Genomic DNA, 20,547 nt, shown 5'->3' on the forward strand with positions numbered 1-20,547 from the left:
GTGTGCTATAAAAACATGAATAACAATCAGGCCAGAACCATTTTTCCTATTAACAGCCCGACAATGACCGAGACAATCACGTTAACTAATCCCGGACGCATAAAACTATGGTTAAGCACATATTTGCCGATACGCGTCGTACCGGTGTCGTCAAACGCCAGCGCCGCCAGACACTGTCCCGCCACCGGAATAAAGAAATAGCCGTTAACGGCAGGCCAAGAACCGATTAATGCATAAGCGGGCAACCCTAACGCCAGCCCCAGCGGCAACAGAATTAACGTCGTTGCCGCCTGGCTGCTGACCATAGCGGACACGAAAAACATCATAATGGCGATAAGCCAGGTATGCTGTTGCAATAGAGTTTGCACTTCTGCCTTAATCAACGCGATATGACCATTCACGAACGTCTCACTCATCCAGGCCAGGCCGAAGGCGCAGACAATCGCCAGCGCGCCCGCCCGAAATACCGTACCGCTGATAATCTGATCGACCTGCGGCCGACATAACAACACAATCAGGCAGGCAAAAGAGAGCATCGTAATCTGGATAGCGGCGGACATCGAAAGCGGTTGTAGCCCTTTCGCTGTTTCCACCATGGGCCGCAGCGCCGGAATCAGTCCTAACAGAACGATAACGATCGCGCTGGTCAGAAATAACGCCACCGACAATTTGGCGCGCGAAGTGACCACCGTATTTTTACTTTCTTTCTGCGCAGGTTTAATTAACCCTTCAGCAAGCCGACGTTGATATTCCGGATCGTCTTTTAACTCTTTTCCTTTATTAAAGGTCGCTATTGCCCCCATCGCTACGCCGATTAACGTGGCGGGCACGCAAATCATCATAATGGTTGAAATAGAGACGCCCAACGGCGCCATTAAACCAATCATCGCCGCCATGGCGGCAGATATAGGACTGGCGGTGATCGCCTGTTGCGATGCGATAACGGAAATAGATAAAGGACGTTCCGGTCGAATACCTGAATCCCGTGCGACTTCAGAAATAACCGGTAGCAAGCTATAAACAACATGCCCCGTTCCTGACATGAAAGTGAAGATATAACAGATAAACGGCGCTAATAACGTAATGTAACGAGGGTGGCGACGCAGAATTTTTTCCGCCAGTTTGACCAGTAAATCCAGCCCGCCGGAGGCCTGTAAAGATGCGGCCGCCAGGACAACAGAAAGAATAATCAGAATAACATCAATCGGTGGCGTAGAAGGCGTCAGGCCAAAAATAAAAACCATCACGCCGACGCCTAACCCGCCGACCATCCCTAAAAATACGCCGCCGATCCTGGCGCCTATCATCAGGGCCACAAGGATAAAACATAATTCCGTCCAAAACATACTTCCTCCTGGGTTATCTGGAGTGAGTGTCGCTTTACATTGAGGGACGTAACCTATTGTGCAAACGGTTTACCAAAACCAAATGCGCCGTAATGAGATAATACCTGCGCCGCCGATTTCCCGCCCTGCCGCATGGCGCGCAGCACGCTTTCTTTATCGGGTTCCGCCATACCCGATTGCAAAATGGAAAGCAAAAAACCGGTTAAGAAGGCGTCGCCTGCGCCCAGCGTATCGACAGGTTCGATATAAGCAGGTTGCCACTCCAGATAATCCGCGCCGGAAAAATAATAAACTTTTTCATGCCCGCAGGTGGCAATAATATGCCGACAGCCATAACGATAAAGTTTATTGAGTTTTATTTTGATTTCATCTGGCGATAACCCGCTACAGGAGACAAATCCATAATCTACCCACGGGCATACCTTTTCAAAATAGTCGTCTGTACCGCGCCCGGAAAAATCAAAAGAGAGTAAGACGGTTTGTTGTTTAATTTTCTCCAGTTCCGATTCCAGGTGGCCGTTAATACTGGAATGGACTAAGGTAAATTGTGATATATAGCGAAGATCGTCGTCAGACAGACTAAAAGGATGTTCCCGCAATACGCCGTTTTTGTTGCTGGCGACAAATTGCCGATCGCCATGCGAGAGACGGATACAGGCATACCCATTTTCGCCGGTATAATGGCGGCTGTGAGAGATGTCTATCTGTAGCTGGTGTAATACATCCTGTACGTGCTGCGCGGCGTCGTCATTGCCAAACGCCCCCATAAACGCGCTGGGGATGTCTGCTAATTTCGCATAGACAGCAAAATTTAATGCATTACCGCCGGGGTACATGATGCCGGAATGCAGGTATTTATCGACAACGTTGTCGCCAATACCCAATACGCTGATGCTCATCATTATTCCTTGTTTGTCTTTACAATAAAAAGCGTCCCTGCTTTTTTATCCATCCTGATGTAATTAATATTCCACTTTCCACATATAGCGGCGCGTCGTTAACGGATGCTGACGCGCCTCAGCTAACGCCCGATTGTAAACGGGATAAACGTTATTAAAGAGAGAGTGGTTAAAGTAATCAATAACCGTGGTTTTAATGGTCGATAGCCCCAGCTCTTTCGCATCGACAACTTCAATCCGGCGGCCATACTTTTTCAGGAAGTTTAACGCGCGTTCATCCACCGCCCGCGTATTGCCCTCGGAAAACTGGAAGAAGAAAGGCGTATTCGCATCGGTAATTTCAAAGGGCCCGTGGAAAAACTCACCGCTATGAATACAGGCGGAATGTATCCATTGCATTTCCATAAAGATACAGATGCTCTGCAGGTAGGCTGCGCCATAGCCTGCGCCGCTGGCGACGGTGTAAATGACTTTATCGTCTTTATATTCCTGCGCGAACGCCTGCGCACGCTCCGCTACCTGCTCGCAAGCGCGCCAGACGATACGGTTGATTTTGCTGACGCCATCCTGAAAATCGTCGTAGTGCGCATACCCTTCCGTCTGCTGGAGCAGTTCGACCGCACTCAGCAGGCCTTTCATCGTTTTCTCTCCGGCAATATCTTTACCGTCGCCAAACGTGTACGTTTCCACATAGTCGCAATGCGCCACCAACGGTGAATCCATTATCCAGGTTAAACCAATGACCGGCGCGCCGTGCTGACGGGCGATTTCAGCCGCTTTAATTGTCTCTGGCGTATTACCTTTGTGGGAGGCGACAACCACAACGGCATTTTCTCCCAGCGCTACCGGCGGGTTGTTAATAAATTCTCCGCTGTTATACAGACCGACAGTCAACGCTTTCGCTTCTTTTTCTAAAAATGCTTTCGCCGGATAGAACGCCGCATAAGAACCGCCGCACGCCACGTAATAGACGTGTTTAACGCCCCCTTTCTCTGCCTGGCTGGTCACAATATTGCTAACTGTCTCTTTCATACCCATCATGCTTTCCTCTGGTTCCATCAATGATACAGGCGAGGATTCGCCATAAATGACTCATAATGTATTATTATTTTTATATGACATTTAAATACATTTGATCAAGATGGAAACCAAAAAAAATCGGGATCCGCGATCTGGATCCCGATTCAGCCTGCTCTTCGTTAGCGTAATGCTGACATTATACGGTAAACCGTATTTTATCGCCGACAATCAACTGTTGCGAAACGCAGGAGAGTTCTCCTTTGTTATCAATCATTTCACTTTTTATCAGGATCAGCGGATAACCCTCGTTGACGCCAAGATAATGGGCGACTTCAAAGCTGGCATAAACCAGTTCGATCATCTTACGGGAGTGGGTAAACCATAAGTGGTGTTTCTCGCGTAAGCATTCATACAAAGAGTGATTATTAAGATCTTCGTCCAGCAAAAACGCAAAACGTGGGGGAAGATGTACGGTTTCCAGCGATACCGCCACATCGTCGGCATAGCGGATACGTTCAATGACGACCGCTTTTTCGCCATCGTTCATATTCAGTAACGCTTTTGTCTCATCGTCTACCGATTCAAAAACGGATTTGATAGTGCGTGACCCCGGGCGACGTCCCTGGGACTGGCATAACTCGCTGAAACTCATGATGCCGGTCATGCTGCGCTGAAATTTCTCACCAGAGACAAAGGTGCCTTTGCCGGAGACACGGGTCAGCAAATTTTCACGCGTCAGCGCATCCAACGCCTTACGGACCGTGACCCTGCTCACCTGCCAGCGCGCGCTCAGTTCATTTTCCGTCGGGATCTGCTGGCCTGGTTTATACTCTCCACGCGCAATGGCCTCTTTTAAGGCGGCTTCAAGCTGCTTATAAAGCGGTTTGGCGCTTTTACTGTCGGGTTGCTCGATCATTTGTATCCATTTGTATTATCATGGTGCCATAGCTTGTATTATAACTATTTACGTTACCTTTGCTTGTGAATCCACGCCATGCGGTGACGTAGTGATACCGCTATGAAACGAATGTTCTGATTTTAGGTCTGGGGCGGGCGTCATGAAAATAGGATTTTCGCAATACTATTCAGCAAGTTATGAAGTGTTTTTCTTGAGAGGTAAATTGCAAAATGTGATCTATCGCACACTTTGCCACTCAGGTATCGAAGCGAATGTCTACGCTTAATAGACAGCCGGGCAACACCCGTATCTTTTACGACGCAAGCCGGAGGTCCTTGTCATTATGCTCAACCAGAAATTAAACCCCACGCCTTCTGAAGATCTGACTATTGATGTCGATCTGCTTTATGAAACAGACCCGTGCGAGTTAAAGCTGGATGAAATGATCGAGGCGGAACCGGAGCCGGAGATGATCGAGGGGCTTCCCGCCTCTGACGCCCTGACCCCTGCCGATCGGTATCTCGAACTGTTCGAGCATGTACAGTCAACAAAACTGTTTCCAGACAGTAAAACGTTCCCGGACTGCGCGCCGAAGATGGACCCGCTTGATATCCTGATCCGCTACCGTAAGGTCAGACGCCACCGTGATTTTGACTTACGCCGCTTCGTCGAGAACCATTTCTGGCTACCGGAAACCTTATCCAGCGAGTATGTCTCTAACCCCGAAAACTCGCTCAAAGAACATATTGACCAGCTTTGGCCGATACTGACGCGCGAACCGCAGGATCATATTCCGTGGTCTTCGCTGCTGGCGCTGCCGCAATCCTATATCGTGCCGGGAGGCCGCTTTAGCGAAACCTATTATTGGGACTCTTATTTTACCATGCTGGGTCTGGCGGAAAGCGGGCGCGAAGACTTACTTAAATGTATGGCGGATAATTTCGCCTGGATGATTGAAAACTATGGCCATATTCCCAACGGCAACCGGACCTATTATCTGAGCCGTTCGCAGCCGCCGGTTTTCGCCCTGATGGTTGAACTGTTCGAAGAAGATGGCGTACGCGGCGCGCGGCGTTATCTCGACCATCTCAAAATGGAATACGCCTTCTGGATGGACGGCGCCGAATCGCTGGCGCTCAACCAGGCTTATCGCCACGTTGTGCGGATGCCGGACGGTTCCCTGCTGAACCGCTACTGGGACGATCGCGACACGCCGCGCGACGAGTCCTGGCTGGAAGATGTCGAAACCGCAAAACACTCCGGTCGTCCGCCCAATGAAGTCTACCGGGATTTGCGCGCCGGGGCGGCGTCCGGCTGGGACTATTCTTCACGCTGGCTACGCGATGCGGGCCGGCTTGCCAGCATACGTACGACCCAGTTTATCCCTATCGATTTGAACGCTTTTCTGTATAAACTGGAGAGCGCTATCGCCAATATTTCAGCGCTGAAAGGCGAACGTGACACCGAGGCGCTATTTCGCCAGAAAGCCAGCGATCGACGCGCCGCCGTAAACCATTATCTGTGGGATGATGAAAACGGCTGTTATCGGGACTATGACTGGCGACGCGAAGAAATGGCGCTCTTTTCCGCCGCCAGTATCGTGCCGCTGTATGTCGGTATGGCGAACCACGAACAGGCCGACCGTCTGGCAAATGTGGTACGCAGCCGTCTGTTAACGCCCGGCGGGATTATGGCGACCGAATACGAAACCGGCGAACAGTGGGATAAACCGAACGGCTGGGCACCGCTGCAATGGATGGCGATCCAGGGCTTCAAACGGTATGGCGACGATATGCTGGGCGATGAAATCGCCCATAACTGGTTAAAAACGGTGAACCATTTTTATCAGGAGCACCATAAACTGATCGAGAAATACCATATTTCCGGCGGTACGCCCCGCGAAGGCGGCGGGGGCGAGTATCCGCTACAGGATGGGTTCGGCTGGACCAATGGCGTGGTGCGCCGCCTGATTGGCCTTTACGGAGAGCCTTAACCTGCTCCGGCCTCAGTGAATCGCATCATAAATGGCTGACTGAATTTTCAGCCATTTTTTATTGTCTGCGCTGGGCCGGGCCTGAGCGCGCAGTCGGGCCTGCTCCGTATCGTGCTGCTGGCGCGTCACAACAGCCGGAACGGTGCAAAACGTTTGCAAATAGGTTTTATGCATCGCGGTCAGCGGCGCGCCGCTCGACATGTCATGACTTAACGTTGTGATAAATCGTCGGCAGGGTTTGACCTCATCCATCAGCGCGGGATAACGCAATAACAGTTGCAGCACCTCGGTATGTCCTGCCGCAAACGCCTGCTCCGTCCACGCGAGCTGCCAGTTCATTCCGCCCTGGAGGAACAGCGCCGTCACCCGCGTATCATTGCGCTCTATCGCCGCCCGCATGGTAAACGCATCCCAGGTAATCCCCATATGATTGAGCGTTTCCCGCGCGGAAGGCGCCTCGCGCGGCGGTTCATCCTGCGCCATTGCGGGAGTTTGCCCGTTATCGGAGCCTGGCGACGGCGAACTAAATAGCCAGAACGCGCCCGCCAGTATCGCCAGCGTCATGACGCCAACCGCGCCCCACAAAGCGCCGGAAATAAGTTGCTCACGCTCTTCAGGCGTACGCGGAGGCCGCTTACGCGGTGGTTCTATGCTCTCGCTAATCTCATGCTTATCTCCCCCGGCCTGCCGATCTTTAAGCCGCGCGGTTTCCCAGAACTGGCGCAATTCACGTTCATCCGCCAGCAGAAACGAAGCGGGATTCACGCGGGTACGTTTTTCGGCATAGGCGCGCTGGATGGGCCGAACGATTTGCTGATACTGAACGTTTAGCAGCATAAGCTGCGCTGAGGTGAGCGGCTGCCTGGCGATAACCTCGTTTCGCGCGAGGCGGCAATCATCCAGAAACATACGCAGAGTGGTGCGCGACTCGGCGAACAGCGTTAACGCTGAGGCGTCATTAAAAATTCTGACGTAATGACGGGCAAACAATTTTTTATCGACCACCATAAGCGCCAGTTCGCTGAACAACATGCCCTCCAGCGCATGTTGATCTTCTCCCTGTTTTAACCACTGGCGCAAACGGTCCGGGCCAAAATGTTGCTTGAGGTAGTGATTCAGCGACGCCCGATCCGGCCATGCGCGCGCAATAAGCGCTTTTAACGTCAGTTCTATCGCCCGAAGCTGACGCTGCGCCTCAAGATGCGCCTCCTGGTCGGGGTCTTCCAGCTCAGTTTGATACGTCAGTAGCGGCTGCTGCTGACGTAGATGTTCCAGCGAGGTGACAAAACGCAACGCGGCAAGGAGTTGATTTTCGCTCACCTCTTGCCCGCTGTCATACTGGGGAACATGCTGCTGAAGGTGACGCAGTTGCAGCATAAACTGGCTCAACTGCGCGTCATTTATCCGCAATTTTTTCGCCACCGCGCCCCAACCGCCCAGGTTAAGACGCGCCTGCTCAAGTTGTTCCATGAACCACCGGGGCTCTTTTCCCTCGGTGGTATGAATACCCAGCAGCAGCAGGATTTCTATTGATGCCTGGCGGATAATCCCCAGGCTATGTTCAAAAGGCGCGCGTGTCGCCTGCGAAGCGCTATTCGTCATTATCTTCCCTAAAAAGACGATCCCGCGACGAGATCTTCGTTTTCTTTTAATTATGTTTTTTCATAGATATAACAGATTCAGCCACATTTCAGTGACTTAATCTTAATGATTGCAAATTTATAAGAAGATCGGTTACTAACCGAAAACATCAGTTTTTCATTCTGCCAACGCGGCGTGACGCTGAACGGCATAGACCTTTTCCCTGCCTGCGTTTGGCCGTCTGACCGCTAGCCACGCGTGCAGCACACTTTATAATCGCGCTTTTTATGAGAAAGATGCCATGCCGCACATTTCATCTCGCTTTAGCTCCGCCTGCATCGCGTTTATTAAACAGTGGCAGGGTCTGTCGCTGGAAAAGTATCGCGATCGGCAGGGTAACTGGGTGATTGGTTACGGGCATATGTTGACGCCGGATGAGACGCTGACGTTCATTACGCCCGAACAGGCGGAGGCATTCTTGCTGGATGACCTCAATAGCTGCGATATGCTGCTACAGAATTGTTTGCCGGAACTTAATGATCGGTTTCAACGCGAAACGCTTATTGCGCTGATGTTCAGCATCGGACATCAGCGTTTTTTATCATTAATCAATACGGGTGATATTTCACAGCCAGAAATAAGCGGGCTGCGAATTTAACGTCGCTAATTCGATTCATTTAACATCATGGCGGCCTGGGTACGATTTTTTACATCCAGCCGCCGGTAAAGCGACTCCAGATGCGCTTTAACCGTCCCGGTACTAATATTTAACGCCCGCCCAATTTGTTTATTTGATTCTCCTGCGGCAAGCATCTGTAAAATTTCCCGCTGGCGGGCGCTTAACGCTTTTATATCACGGGACTCCAGCTCCGTTGAATTTAACCAATCCCCCGGTAAAAACATCATCCCGCGAGCGACAGCATTGAGCGCAAGGACAAAGGTTTCGGCATCAGAATCGCGTGGCACCACGGCCTGAACGTTAAATTGCATGACTTCATGCAGCCACTTTTGACTGCCATCCATCGCCGTGATAATAATCTTCACCTCCGGAAATTGCTGCGCGATTCTTTGTAACACCTCGCGGCAAAATTCAGCATCCAGGCCGCTATCCAGCATGACCAGCGCATCCGGCGCGCTTTCTATTTTTTGCCAGAGTTCTTCTGCCTGACCGACACTCTGGATACTTATTCCTGGAATGTGCTGCTGCAAACTGATTTTCATTCCATGAATAAATATTGACTGCCTGTCAAACATGATTACCTGCATTACTTTTCTCCACCTGGGTAAGATAATAGTCTCAAGATGAGGAAGGGTATTACCCGTAGGGTAAAATAAGAAGTCGCCATTTGGTATAGGCCATTTTACCGATAGTCATTGGTTGAGGAAGGGAAAGGTTATGAATATTTACAGCTTCAACATCGGGATTACAGAATTCGCTAAAATTAGCCTTTTAAAGTAAGGAATATCTTATTAGCGCGAACAGCCAAGGCTAATTTGAATATTAATTTAATGAAGAGTACGCCTGGCGCGTCACAAAGGAAATATCTGCTTTTCGTCTGATGTGTTACAAAAAATAAAGTAGCACATTTTGTTAAAAATAGCCAATCCGCCTGAAAACCGCGACGATGGGTCAATGACAATACCGTATATGTACATGCATTTCTCTCTCCCACTACACCCGCGGCTATCAGCGTGTTTTACCGCTCTCGTCCCGTTTATCGGCTTTTTGGCGCTAAAATGCCTGGCCGGAAGGCGATAAATCCGCCGCGCAACGCGATCAGACGTATTCGTCACGCAAGCAATGATTGCGAAAGGGCTTATTAGGTGCTAGAAAATCAATAAAACCAGCCGCTTCAGCGTCACTGTTTCAATAAGAACAATAATAGAGCCTGATGATGGATAAAATATATGCAATGAAATTGTTTGTACGCGTGGCGGAACGGGAAAGTTTTTCCCGTGCAGCAGAGGATATCGGCCTTCCCAAAGGCAGCGTCTCACGGCAAATACAAGCGTTAGAACATCAACTGGGCATCCGCCTGCTCCACCGCACCACCCGGCGGGTACAGCTTACTCAGGACGGAATGGTTTACTACGAACGGGCAAAAGATCTGTTGAGTAACCTGGATGAACTGGAGGGTCTTTTCCAGCCTGATCCCGCCAGTATCAGCGGCAAAATACGGGTAGATATACCGCCATGTCTCGCAAACAGCCTTATCATGCCGCGCCTGCCCACTTTTTTGCATCAGTATCCCGGCATTGCGCTGGAACTTTGTAGTAGCGATCGACAGGTCGATTTACTACGGGAAGATTTCGACTGCGTGGTGCGTACAGAGCCGCTACATGCGCCAGGGATACTGACGCGCCCGCTTGGCAAACTGAGAAGAGTGAACTGCGCCAGCCCACAATACCTGGCGCGCTTTGGGTATCCAGAAAACCTTGACGATCTCGCCTCACATGCGGTGGTGCATTATTCATTGACCCCGGGAGTTTCTTCACCGGGTTTTGCCTTTGAAACTCCCCACGGTATGCAGTGGGTAAAAACCGGCGGAATGCTAACGGTAAACAGTACGGAGACCTGGCATACGGCCTGTCTGGCAGGATTAGGAATCATTCAGACGCCGCGCATTGCTGTACGGGAGGCGTTACGCGCCGGAACGCTTATTGAAATTTTACCGCAATATCGCGCCGCTCCACTGCCGGTGACGCTGCATTATCCCCATCGCCGTAATCTTTCCCGCCGGGTACACCTGTTTATGGTATGGCTGACTGAAACCATTAAAGAGGCCGCAGAATAGCCGCATTTTCAGCATCCACCGGGGAGAAGCTATACTGACATATTCTATTAATGATGAAGGACTACCGACCTGATGACGCAGGAAAATGACGTAAAACGCCCTATTCAGGAACTGGAGCACGACCCGATACAAAAAATAGAAACGCAGCCGCATGACGCCCTGGAAAAAAACGAAAAGGCAAATCAGGCGTTGCATTCCGTCACCACCCTGATGCAAAAAATTCAGCGTCAACCAATGGTGGCCCACCTCATTCGCGCGACCGAACGTTTTAACGATCGACTGGGTAATCAGTTTGGCGCGGCTATCACCTACTTTTCGTTTCTGTCGATGATCCCGATAATGATGGTGTCCTTTGCCGCGGCAGGTTTTATCCTCGCCTCGCACCCTAATCTACTGGAAGATATTTTCAGCAAGATATTGATGAATGTGAGCGATCCTACGCTGGCGTCCACGCTTAAAAATACGATTAATACGGCGGTTCAACAGCGTACCACGGTAGGGCTGGTCGGACTGGGTATCGCGCTCTATTCCGGCGTTAACTGGATGGGCAACCTGCGGGAAGCGATTCGCGCCCAGTCACGGGACGTCTGGGAGCGCAAGCCGCAGGATCAGGAGAAAATCTGGCTCAAATATCTGCGCGATTTTATCTCGCTGATTGGATTATTAATCGCTTTAATCATTACGCTGTCCATTACTTCCATCGCCGGTTCCGCCCAGCAGATGATCATCTCCGCCTTGTATCTCGACAGCATCGAATGGTTAAAACCGGCCTGGCATTTGATCGGTCTGGCCATCTCTATTTTTGCCAACTATCTACTTTTTTTCTGGATTTTCTGGCGACTGCCTCGCCATCGTCCCCGTAAAAAAGCGTTGATTCGCGGGACATTTATCGCCGCTATCGGTTTTGAGGTGATTAAAATCATTATGACCTATACGCTGCCGTCACTGGTGAAATCGCCTTCCGGCGCGGCGTTTGGCTCCGTACTCGGTCTGATGGCCTTCTTCTACTTTTTTGCCCGCCTGACGTTATTCTGCGCGGCCTGGATAGCCACCGCCGAATACAAGGACGACCCGCGAATGCCGGGTAAAACGCAACGCTAGTCTGCGGCTTGCTGCCGAATGGCACGCACGGCGTCGTCATTCGGCCTACTGATGTGTAGACCCAGGCCGGGCAAGCAAAGCGTACCCGGCGGTACAATCAGGCACGTCCTTCCGCCTCATCTCATTGTTTCAGCATATAAATCCAGTAATTAACTTTTATTTAACCCGAAACCAGTTTTATCCACCAATTCTAAAATTATGTGAAGCATTTCATAGACGCAAAATGGCTGGCTTAAACATTATCCCCTTTTTGCGCTTTTTTTGACCATTTTTGGCTTTTGTTACACATTGAAATATAACTTTTGCTGTGCGTAATATGGCTATTCGTTCGCTAAAAATAAGAAAATAGTATGCAAGCAACCGCCACAACACTCGACCATGAGCAGGAACATGTTCCGGTAAACTCACGCAATAAAGTCGTTATTGCCTCGCTTATCGGCACCGCGATTGAGTTCTTCGACTTCTATATTTACGCCACCGCTGCGGTGATCGTGTTCCCCCTTATCTTCTTCCCCCAGGGCGATCCCACTGCGGCAACGCTACAATCGCTCGCCACCTTCGCTATCGCGTTTGTGGCGCGTCCGGTTGGCTCTGCGCTATTCGGCCACTTCGGCGACCGGGTAGGCCGCAAAGTCACGCTGGTGGCTTCGCTGCTGACGATGGGGATCTCCACGGTCATTATCGGTCTGTTACCGGGCTACGCGACGATAGGTATTTTCGCGCCGCTGCTGCTGGCGCTGGCGCGTTTCGGTCAGGGACTGGGGCTGGGCGGCGAATGGGGCGGCGCAGCGTTATTAGCGACGGAGAATGCGCCGCCGCGCAAACGCGCGCTATATGGCTCCTTCCCGCAGTTGGGCGCGCCGATCGGCTTCTTTTTTGCCAATGGCACCTTCCTGTTGCTCTCCTGGCTGCTGACCGACGAGCAGTTTATGAGCTGGGGCTGGCGCGTGCCGTTTATCTTCTCGGCGGTGCTGGTGATTATCGGCCTGTATGTGCGCGTGTCTCTGCATGAAACGCCGGTGTTTGCGAAAGTCGCCGCAGCGAAAAAGCAGGTAAAAATACCGCTGGGCACGTTGCTGACGAAGCATGTCCGCGTAACCATTCTCGGCACGTTTATCATGCTGGCGACCTACACGCTGTTCTATATCATGACCGTCTATTCCATGACTTACAGCACTGCCGCCGCGCCGGTGGGGCTTGGCTTGCCGCGCAATGAAATACTGTGGATGCTGATGATGGCGGTGATTGGTTTCGGCGTGATGGTGCCCGTCGCCGGCCTGCTGGCGGACGCATTTGGTCGTCGGAAAAGCATGGTCATCATTACCACGCTCATCATTCTCTTCGCGTTGTTCGCCTTTACCCCGCTGCTGGGTTCAGGCAATCCAGCGCTGGTATTCGTGTTCCTGTTGTTAGGCCTGAGCCTGATGGGGCTGACCTTCGGCCCAATGGGAGCGCTGCTGCCGGAGCTATTTCCGACGGAAGTGCGCTATACCGGCGCATCGTTTTCCTACAATGTGTCATCGATTCTGGGCGCTTCCGTCGCGCCGTATATTGCCGCATGGCTGCAAAGCCACTACGGGCTGGCGGCGGTAGGGGTTTACCTGGCGTCAATGGCGGCGCTGACGCTGATTGCACTGCTATTAACCCATGAGACGCGTCATCAGGCGTTGTAATAGGGCGCCGGATGGCATCATCCGGCGCTACGTTTCACGTTACTGCTTCATCTGCGTTAAAATCGTCCGGCACTGATTGGCTTCGCCTTCAGAGGGCGAAATGAGCGCCAATAGCGCGGCGGCGGGCGTTACCAACGTCGCCAGCGCTGCCGCAACCGCGCCGCGCGCAATCAGCGGGCCGGGCTTGACGCCCGCCTGCGGATTTTTAAATGTCCCGCGCACGTACAGCGGCGATCGCAGCGTAATAATACGAATCCCTTTACTTTCCGGATCAATGGTTAAATCGAGCTGTTCAGAGGCGAAGCTCGCCGTACCGGTCACGTTAATCAACGCATTTTCTGTATCAAAAGCAAAAATTTGCGGTCGCGCCACGCCGTTCGCAATATTGAGATTCGCCGCCGCGCAGTTAACCCGCACTTCGTCATCGCCAAAAATCTGCCCGACAATATAGTTGCCGACGTTCAGCCCCACGATTTCCATCAGGTTGCGGCTAATCAATCCATCATTCATCAATAATTTCAGATTGCCGTTACTGTTGCCAAGCAGCGCGGCGACCGAGTTGCCCGTCCCGCGAATATCCGCATCGCCGTTCAGCTCGCCCAGCGTTTTCTGCATCAGTTCCACATCCGGCATCAGTTCTTTAAGCTTCAGCCGACGCGCCTGTATATCCGCCCGCCCCTGCATTGGCTTTTTATCCCCTTCCAGATGGATGTTGGAGACAATACTGCCGCCTGCCAGACCAAACTTCAGCGGCTGTAGACGTAAGTCGGCGTTTTTCAGGATGATATGGGTCGAAAGATCGCTAATCGGTAGACTGCCGCCATGCTCAATACGTCGGCCTTTAAACCGGACATCGGCGTCCATGACGTCCCATTTGTCGGTTTCAAAGCGATCGTAAGGCAACACTTTATCCGCCGGCTGAACATTCTTCTCGCCTTTGCGCTGTTCAGACCGTTTCGACTGCTCAACGTCTTTCCCGGAATCCACGCCAATCAGCGGCCCAAGATCGGCCAGTCGTAACTGGCGCGATTCGACATCGCCTTCCAGTTTAGGGCGCGGTTTACCGGTGGTATAAGTGAGGGAGCCGTGGATATCACTGTCGCCAATGCGCCCGTTAAAACCGCGATAATCAAATACCGATGACTTTTCGGCGTCAATTTTCGCCACCAGTCGCCCATCGGTCTCAAACGGCGGCGTATCCGGCAGCAGCACGCCGGTTAAATCATATAAATCGCCCAGTGAATCGCCAGAGAATTTAAGCCGCAGATCGACGCCGCCCATTTTCATCGGCTCGTTCACCACGCCGCTAAAAGCCACCCGCGTGTTGCCAGAGCGGAAATCGGCCTGCACAGGAAAAGGCGTACTTTCGCTGCGTAGCGCCAGCATACCGCCTATTTTGCCCGTACCGGTCAACGGTTCCCCGTTATAACGCCCCTGCGCTTTCAGGCCGAAGACATAGTCGCCCACGGTGGATTTGTCTGCTTTGCCTTTCGTTCCCGTCACTTCGCTGAACGGCAACGGTTTGCCTAACGGATCGATCAGAATAGTGATATCCGCCTTGCTGACCTTATCATCGATCGCGATTCGCCCCTGGTCGAAGAGAATATTATCCAGCCGGAAGGACCAGGCGGAAGGTTTAGCATTGGGGTCCGTATTCTTGTCTTGCGCGAGGTTAAAGGTCCAGTTATTGGTTTTCTCGGACAGACGAATAAGACGCGCGTCGGGTTTCACCAGTTTGATCCACGGCAGCCAGACGGTTTTGGTCAGGAGCGCCAGCGGAGCAAGCGTCGCCTCAACGCGTGGCAGATGTACCATCGTAACTTCCGGAATATCCGGCGGATTGCCGAGAATGACATCTTCCGCGTGAACATGCGGCCACGGTACCCAGCTTCGCCAGCCAGTCTCCTGTTTTTGGCGTTCCCACACCACGCCTAAATCGCCGCGAATAGCGAAAGGCCGGTTCAATTCGGTAGAGACTTTCTGGTTGATGGTCGGTTTGAGGCGGTTCCAGTCAAATGTTGCGATCAACAAAATCACTATGACGATCAACAACAAGAAAGTCCCTGTGATGGCGGCGGTTATTTTGCCTGCTTTAGTCATGTGTTATTTCCTCACTTCTTCCCTTGCCTGTCCTAAAGATAGTTCAGCCAGACGAAAAAGGAGGATGACCGCGCCTCGTAATACCACGTATTACGGGAACAGTCTGGCGTTACAGGGTCAGAATCACCTCTTCGAGCGATATCAGCGGCACGGGTCGAGAAAGAAAATAGCCCTGGGCGGCAAAGGCGGGCGAACGCTGCACATCACGCCACTCTTCCAGCGTCTCCACGCCCTCGACAATAACGCCGCGGCAGTAGCGGTTCATCAGTTGCAGCAGCAGAGTGAACAGGTTGCGTCCCTCCGCGGACTGACGCAGCATGACGAACAGCTCGCGCGCCACTTTAATGTAGTCATAACGCACTTCGCTCAGCGCTGAAAAATTGGCCATGCCTGTACCAAAATCATCCAGCCACAGCGGGCCGAACTCACACATCGAGGCGAAAGAGGAGTCTTTCGGCAAACGAATATGTTCCACCAGTTCGAAACGCAGCCAGGGTAAGCGCTCCATCGCTGCCAGAATGTCCGGCTGTCGTCGCATGGCAATCAGCGTAGGGCCGTCGACATTGACCGATGCCAATAAGTGATGGCGAGTGAAAAAATCCGCTTTTTGTTCAAGCTGATGAAGTTGTTCTTTCACTACGTCAATGCGGTGTCGAACCGCTAACTCCGCGAAATAACGATCCGGGGCAATACGTCTGGAAGGGTTATCAGGATGGGTGACGACAGTGAGAAGTTCAACCGCCATCAGACGGCCATTCGTCTGGTATATCGGCTGGTAAGTATAGGCACGCTCGCATTGCAGCCAATAGCGCCGTTCCTGCAAATTCTCTATACCTGCATCAGGAACGCGTAGCTGCTGGATAACCTGCTTTATCATCTCAGTTGTCCTGTTAATGGGAGTGTGACTGTCCGGACTCGTCAAAGGTTATCGGCGTTCAGGCAGAGAACTTTACCCTCGGTCCCTGGCAAAATAAAAACAGACCCCGAAACTTGTCAAAAATACGCACTTGCTCAAAAAAATAATGGACCGATGTTTTAATATTATTGACCACTAAACATCCACAGCGCACACTAACGCTAATTTTTACAGATCAGGTTCACGACTATGTCTAAAAAGATTGCCGTGATTGGCGAATGCATGATTGAGCTGTCGCAGAAAGGCGCTGATGTTCAGCGCGGCTTCGGCGGCGACACGCTGAATACCTCCGTTTATATTGCCCGTCAGGTCGATTCTGCCGCTCTGGCCGTTCACTATGTGACGGCGCTGGGTACCGACAGTTTCAGCCAACAGATGCTGGAGGCGTGGCAGCATGAAAATGTGGATACCTCGCTAACGCAGCGGATGGAAAATCGCCTGCCAGGCCTCTATTACATCGAAACCGATGATACTGGCGAGCGTACCTTCTACTACTGGCGTAACGAAGCGGCAGCGAAATTCTGGCTGGAGAGCGAGCAGTCAGCGGCTATCTGCGAGGCGCTGGCGACCTTCGATTATCTCTACCTGAGCGGCATTAGCCTCGCGATTTTAAGCCCGACCAGCCGTGATAAGCTGCTGTCTTTATTGCGTGAATGCCGGGCCAACGGCGGGAAAGTTATTTTTGATAATAACTATCGCCCGCGTTTATGGACAAGTCGCGAAGAAACGCAGCAGGTCTATCAAAAGATGCTGGAATGTACTGATATCGCCTTCCTGACACTGGACGATGAAGACGCGCTATGGGGTCAACAACCGGTGGAAAAGGTCATTGCCCGCACCCATGTGGCAGGCGTGCAGGAAGTGGTGGTAAAACGCGGGGCGGACTCTTGCCTGGTCTCGATTCAGGGCGAGGCGCTCATTGACGTTCCGGCAGTGAAACTGCCGAAAGAGAAAGTGATAGACACCACTGCCGCAGGCGACTCCTTCAGCGCCGGTTATCTGGCCGTTCGTTTGACGGGCGGCAGCGCGACGGATGCAGCGAAGCGCGGACACCTGACGGCCAGCACGGTGATTCAGTACCGTGGGGCCATTATTCCGCACGACGCGATGCCGCAGTAAGTCATTCGCTCTTGCCCGGTGGCGCTGCGCTTACCGGGCCGACAGGCGGCAGCTTACTGTGCCGCCGGTGTCTCCGTCACTTCCGGATGCGCCTCATCTGCTTCAACAGCGGCGGCAGTAGTCGGGATCATGATTTCATCCCACGTCGCCTTTAACGCCTTCATATTAAATTCCGGCTCGCCTTGCGGTTGCAGCAAAATTAATGCCATCTCCTGCGATAGCTGCTGACGTAGATTCTGATTGAGCATATCGACGGTCAGGCTGTTGAGGAAATTCTGGCGCAGCTTCTGATACTGCTCCGGCGCGATATCCACCACCTGATTCTGCAGCGAGCGCATACGCTGTCCAGTCAAAATGTCAGTATCGGTACGCGCGTAGGTCGCGAACAGCTTTTGCAATTCGAGATTTTTCTGCGCCACCAGCGCAGTAAACTCCTCTTCCGACAAACCTTTATCGCGTACTTTCGCCAGTTCATTCGCCACCAGACTCAAATTGGTATTGAGCTTATCATTAGGTGATTCAATGTTGATGGCGCACTGCGCGCGCAGAAACAGAACCCGGCAGTCAAACCCCAGACCAATATCTTTCGCGTTATTTTTAGTAAGCTCTTGCTGGATATGCCAGAACAGCGCTTCGCGCGCCAGATCCGCCTGCCAGTAGCGCAACAGCGCCACCGACTCGCGAATCGGTTGCCACGGCGTATCCCACATAATGGAGAGACGATCCTGGCGCACCGCATCGGTCATAATGCTCACTGATTCCGCCCGCAGCGGCGAAAGCGTCGGCACCGGGGCGGGCGTTTCGCGTTTACCTTTCAGCGTACCGAACGTTTTATTGATCTGCTCGGCGACGGAGCGCGCATCAATGTTGCCGACAACAATCAGCGTCATGGCATCCGGGGTGTACCATTTTTCATAGAAAGCCTGAATTTTGGCTGCGTCTACCGGCTGCTTTAACGGTTCCGCGGGATCGTGCCCCAATAACGCCGACCCTTTCAGCCGATAACGCCACCAGCCCTCTTTAGTATCTGCTGGCCACGTCGCAACCATATCTTCGCTGCTTAACGCATGATTCACCGTCTCTGGCGTAATGGTTAATTTACCGGAGACGTTAGCCAGATAGGTCAGCGCTTCTTTCAGCAGATCGTTACGGTTATTGGGTAAACTGAGGTTATAGAGCGTGGAATCATAAGAAACAATAACGGGCGGCATGGGACGTTTCGGATCAAACCCTTGCTGCCATAAAGAACGTGCCTGTGCGGCATCCAGACCACCGCTTTGCGTCAGCGCGATACGGGGAATCGCATGGCTGAACCCGCTCTGTTGCGTACTTTCGGTGAGCGAACCGGTATTAACCTGTAGACGAACTTCAATACGATCGCTGGGGCGCTGAGGCGTAGCCAACACTTGCCACTGTAACCCATTAGCCAGCGTCCCCTGTTGCCATGCCGGATCGGGCTGGAGCGCATCTGCCTGCACATAGCCGGCAGAGGCCAACATCAACAGACTGCCCGCTAAGAGTCGAATTTTTGTGCCCTGCATGTGAACCCCTGATCAACAATCCTGGTAATAAAAAGACAGCCCCGGCAGGGATGCCTGAATATGACGTAAAAACACTTCGTGTTAGACCGCGAGAACCTAAAAATGTCACGGAAGAAGTGAAATAATCCCTAAGCATCATGCTGTATGCTTTGGGCGCAGGGGTCAATTATGCGCAAACACCCGCAGTCCTGGAAGGGACTACGGGCATAAGTGGCGAGATTAGGAGGAAATTTCGTGCGTTTTGCCATCCGGCGCACGATTATTAAGCACATCGTCCAGCTTTTGGTGATCTAACTCTTTCACCCATTTGGCAACCACCACCGTCGCCACGCCGTTACCCACCAGGTTAGTCAGCGCGCGCGCTTCGGACATAAAGCGGTCGATACCAAGGATTAACGCCAGTCCCGCAACCGGTAAATGGCCCACGGCGGAGATAGTGGCCGCCAGCACAATAAAGCCGCTTCCGGTCACGCCTGCGGCGCCTTTTGACGAGAGCAGCAGCACGACCAGCAGCGTTATCTGGTGGAAGATATCCATATGGCTGTTGGTCGCCTGGGCGATAAACACCGCCGCCATCGTCAGGTAGATAGAGGTGCCATCGAGGTTGAACGAATACCCCGTCGGGATCACCAGCCCTACCACCGACTTACGGCACCCCAGTTTTTCCATCTTATCGAGCATACGCGGCAACGCTGACTCGGAAGAGGAGGTGCCGAGCACAATGAGTAATTCTTCCCGGATATAGCGAATAAATTTAAAAATGCTAAAGCCCGTTACCCGTGCAATCGTCCCCAGCACCACCACCACGAAGAGAATACAGGTGATATAGAAGCAGATAATGAGCTGCCCCAGTTGCACCAGAGAACCGACGCCGTATTTACCGATGGTGAAGGCCATCGCGCCGAATGCGCCAATCGGCGCCAGGCGCATGATCATATTGATGATGCCGAAAATGACCTGCGAAAAACTCTCAATCACATTGAAAATGAGCTGGCCTTTGCTGCCCAAACGGTGCAGCGCAAAACCAAACAACACCGCAAACAATAAGACCTGCAGAATGTTGCCGCTGGCAAACGCGCCGATCACGCTGCCCGGTATGACATCCATCAGGAAGGCAATAATGCCCTGCTCCTTGGCTTGTGCGGCATAAACGGCCACCGCCTGCGCATCCAGCGTTGCCGGATCGACGTTCATCCCGGCGCCAGGTTGCACAACGTTGACGATGATAAGACCGATAATCAGCGCAATCGTACTGACAATTTCAAAGTAAAGCAGCGCGACCGCGCCGGTACGGCCCACCGCCTTCATGCTTTCCATGCCTGCGATGCCCGTCACGACAGTACAGAAAATGACAGGAGCGATGATCATCTTAATGAGCTTAACGAACGCGTCGCCAAGCGGTTTCATTTGTGCGCCCAGTTCAGGATAGTAATGGCCAAGGAGAATACCAATGGCGATTGCTGTCAGGACCTGAAAATAAAGACTTTTGAACAGAGAGGTTTTCATAGGGTGTCCTTGAAGTAAAAACCACAGGTCTTGTAAGGTTATGAGTAACCTGCGGCCTT

At 52.2% G+C, this 20,547-nt stretch carries 16 protein-coding genes; 6 read left to right on the forward strand and 10 right to left on the reverse strand.

Annotated features, from left to right (window positions below):
* Positions 1-26: 26 nt before the first annotated feature.
* From ACLJPQ_RS12645 to ACLJPQ_RS12660, 4 genes are all read right to left on the reverse strand, one after another.
* Positions 27-1,346, reverse strand: a complete 1,320-nt coding sequence (locus ACLJPQ_RS12645) for an anaerobic C4-dicarboxylate transporter family protein (protein WP_000498935.1) — start codon at positions 1,344-1,346, stop codon at positions 27-29.
* Between the two features lie 53 nt (positions 1,347-1,399).
* Positions 1,400-2,245, reverse strand: a complete 846-nt coding sequence (fraD, locus tag ACLJPQ_RS12650) for a fructose-aspartate kinase (RefSeq protein WP_000028430.1) — start codon at positions 2,243-2,245, stop codon at positions 1,400-1,402.
* A gap of 63 nt (positions 2,246-2,308) precedes the next feature.
* The gene (fraB, locus tag ACLJPQ_RS12655; protein ID WP_010989080.1) at positions 2,309-3,286 is read right to left on the reverse strand and encodes a 6-phosphofructose-aspartate deglycase; all 978 of its coding nucleotides are present in this window, start codon (positions 3,284-3,286) and stop codon (positions 2,309-2,311) included.
* Positions 3,287-3,461: 175 nt separating this feature from the next.
* Positions 3,462-4,181, reverse strand: a complete 720-nt coding sequence (locus ACLJPQ_RS12660; protein WP_000572565.1) for a GntR family transcriptional regulator — start codon at positions 4,179-4,181, stop codon at positions 3,462-3,464.
* A gap of 325 nt (positions 4,182-4,506) precedes the next feature.
* On the opposite strand from ACLJPQ_RS12660, the gene ACLJPQ_RS12665 reads away from it, so the two are divergent.
* Entirely contained in the window at positions 4,507-6,156 is a 1,650-nt protein-coding gene (locus ACLJPQ_RS12665) for an alpha,alpha-trehalase (protein ID WP_000934257.1), read from the forward strand.
* Positions 6,157-6,168: 12 nt separating this feature from the next.
* Here the strand turns inward: ACLJPQ_RS12665 and ACLJPQ_RS12670 are convergent, their stop codons facing one another.
* Entirely contained in the window at positions 6,169-7,758 is a 1,590-nt protein-coding gene (locus tag ACLJPQ_RS12670) for an STY4199 family HEPN domain-containing protein (protein ID WP_000185003.1), read from the reverse strand.
* Between the two features lie 280 nt (positions 7,759-8,038).
* On the opposite strand from ACLJPQ_RS12670, the gene ACLJPQ_RS12675 reads away from it, so the two are divergent.
* Positions 8,039-8,395, forward strand: a complete 357-nt coding sequence (locus tag ACLJPQ_RS12675) for a glycoside hydrolase family protein (RefSeq protein WP_001120252.1) — start codon at positions 8,039-8,041, stop codon at positions 8,393-8,395.
* Between the two features lie 5 nt (positions 8,396-8,400).
* Here ACLJPQ_RS12675 and ACLJPQ_RS12680 read toward each other — a convergent pair whose 3' ends face one another.
* The gene (locus tag ACLJPQ_RS12680) at positions 8,401-9,003 is read right to left on the reverse strand and encodes a response regulator transcription factor (RefSeq protein WP_001196081.1); all 603 of its coding nucleotides are present in this window, start codon (positions 9,001-9,003) and stop codon (positions 8,401-8,403) included.
* A 629-nt stretch (positions 9,004-9,632) separates the two neighbouring features.
* Here ACLJPQ_RS12680 and ACLJPQ_RS12685 point away from each other — a divergent pair.
* The 3 genes from ACLJPQ_RS12685 to ACLJPQ_RS12695 all read left to right on the forward strand — a co-directional run bounded on the left by ACLJPQ_RS12685 (position 9,633) and on the right by ACLJPQ_RS12695 (position 13,306).
* Complete coding sequence (locus ACLJPQ_RS12685) at positions 9,633-10,532, forward strand: LysR family transcriptional regulator (RefSeq protein ID WP_000358046.1); 900 nt, start codon at positions 9,633-9,635, stop codon at positions 10,530-10,532.
* Between the two features lie 72 nt (positions 10,533-10,604).
* Entirely contained in the window at positions 10,605-11,633 is a 1,029-nt protein-coding gene (gene yhjD / locus ACLJPQ_RS12690) for an inner membrane protein YhjD (protein WP_000191227.1), read from the forward strand.
* 350 nt (positions 11,634-11,983) lie between these two features.
* Complete coding sequence (locus tag ACLJPQ_RS12695) at positions 11,984-13,306, forward strand: MFS transporter (protein ID WP_080184970.1); 1,323 nt, start codon at positions 11,984-11,986, stop codon at positions 13,304-13,306.
* Between the two features lie 39 nt (positions 13,307-13,345).
* Here the strand turns inward: ACLJPQ_RS12695 and ACLJPQ_RS12700 are convergent, their stop codons facing one another.
* Both ACLJPQ_RS12700 and pdeH read right to left on the reverse strand, forming a co-directional pair.
* The gene (locus ACLJPQ_RS12700; protein ID WP_017441623.1) at positions 13,346-15,406 is read right to left on the reverse strand and encodes an AsmA family protein; all 2,061 of its coding nucleotides are present in this window, start codon (positions 15,404-15,406) and stop codon (positions 13,346-13,348) included.
* A 109-nt stretch (positions 15,407-15,515) separates the two neighbouring features.
* Complete coding sequence (gene pdeH, locus ACLJPQ_RS12705) at positions 15,516-16,283, reverse strand: cyclic-guanylate-specific phosphodiesterase (RefSeq protein WP_080184969.1); 768 nt, start codon at positions 16,281-16,283, stop codon at positions 15,516-15,518.
* A gap of 228 nt (positions 16,284-16,511) precedes the next feature.
* Between pdeH and ACLJPQ_RS12710 the strand changes: the two genes are divergently transcribed.
* Positions 16,512-17,441: a sugar kinase gene (locus ACLJPQ_RS12710; protein ID WP_000037576.1), complete on the forward strand. Its 930-nt coding sequence runs from the start codon at positions 16,512-16,514 to the stop codon at positions 17,439-17,441.
* Between the two features lie 53 nt (positions 17,442-17,494).
* Here the strand turns inward: ACLJPQ_RS12710 and ACLJPQ_RS12715 are convergent, their stop codons facing one another.
* A complete protein-coding gene (locus ACLJPQ_RS12715; protein ID WP_001163186.1) occupies positions 17,495-18,982 on the reverse strand; it encodes a M16 family metallopeptidase in 1,488 nt (495 codons plus the stop codon).
* Between the two features lie 219 nt (positions 18,983-19,201).
* Positions 19,202-20,488: a C4-dicarboxylate transporter DctC gene (gene dctA, locus ACLJPQ_RS12720; protein ID WP_000858228.1), complete on the reverse strand. Its 1,287-nt coding sequence runs from the start codon at positions 20,486-20,488 to the stop codon at positions 19,202-19,204.
* Between the last annotated feature and the right edge of the window lie 59 nt (positions 20,489-20,547).

This window comes from Salmonella sp. SAL04213 (genome assembly GCF_046550535.1).
In the GTDB taxonomy this organism is placed as follows: domain Bacteria; phylum Pseudomonadota; class Gammaproteobacteria; order Enterobacterales; family Enterobacteriaceae; genus Salmonella; species Salmonella enterica.

What these genes read in the sequence shown, in the direction of transcription:
- ACLJPQ_RS12645 (WP_000498935.1), bottom strand. Translation starts at nt 1,346, where the DNA reads ATGTTTTGGACGGAATTATGTTTTATCCTTGTGGCCCTGATGATAGGC.
- fraD (WP_000028430.1), bottom strand. Translation starts at nt 2,245, where the DNA reads ATGAGCATCAGCGTATTGGGTATTGGCGACAACGTTGTCGATAAATAC.
- fraB (WP_010989080.1), bottom strand. Translation starts at nt 3,286, where the DNA reads ATGATGGGTATGAAAGAGACAGTTAGCAATATTGTGACCAGCCAGGCA.
- ACLJPQ_RS12660 (WP_000572565.1), bottom strand. Translation starts at nt 4,181, where the DNA reads ATGATCGAGCAACCCGACAGTAAAAGCGCCAAACCGCTTTATAAGCAG.
- ACLJPQ_RS12665 (WP_000934257.1), top strand. Translation starts at nt 4,507, where the DNA reads ATGCTCAACCAGAAATTAAACCCCACGCCTTCTGAAGATCTGACTATT.
- ACLJPQ_RS12670 (WP_000185003.1), bottom strand. Translation starts at nt 7,758, where the DNA reads ATGACGAATAGCGCTTCGCAGGCGACACGCGCGCCTTTTGAACATAGC.
- ACLJPQ_RS12675 (WP_001120252.1), top strand. Translation starts at nt 8,039, where the DNA reads ATGCCGCACATTTCATCTCGCTTTAGCTCCGCCTGCATCGCGTTTATT.
- ACLJPQ_RS12680 (WP_001196081.1), bottom strand. Translation starts at nt 9,003, where the DNA reads ATGCAGGTAATCATGTTTGACAGGCAGTCAATATTTATTCATGGAATG.
- ACLJPQ_RS12685 (WP_000358046.1), top strand. Translation starts at nt 9,633, where the DNA reads ATGGATAAAATATATGCAATGAAATTGTTTGTACGCGTGGCGGAACGG.
- yhjD (WP_000191227.1), top strand. Translation starts at nt 10,605, where the DNA reads ATGACGCAGGAAAATGACGTAAAACGCCCTATTCAGGAACTGGAGCAC.
- ACLJPQ_RS12695 (WP_080184970.1), top strand. Translation starts at nt 11,984, where the DNA reads ATGCAAGCAACCGCCACAACACTCGACCATGAGCAGGAACATGTTCCG.
- ACLJPQ_RS12700 (WP_017441623.1), bottom strand. Translation starts at nt 15,406, where the DNA reads ATGACTAAAGCAGGCAAAATAACCGCCGCCATCACAGGGACTTTCTTG.
- pdeH (WP_080184969.1), bottom strand. Translation starts at nt 16,283, where the DNA reads ATGATAAAGCAGGTTATCCAGCAGCTACGCGTTCCTGATGCAGGTATA.
- ACLJPQ_RS12710 (WP_000037576.1), top strand. Translation starts at nt 16,512, where the DNA reads ATGTCTAAAAAGATTGCCGTGATTGGCGAATGCATGATTGAGCTGTCG.
- ACLJPQ_RS12715 (WP_001163186.1), bottom strand. Translation starts at nt 18,982, where the DNA reads ATGCAGGGCACAAAAATTCGACTCTTAGCGGGCAGTCTGTTGATGTTG.
- dctA (WP_000858228.1), bottom strand. Translation starts at nt 20,488, where the DNA reads ATGAAAACCTCTCTGTTCAAAAGTCTTTATTTTCAGGTCCTGACAGCA.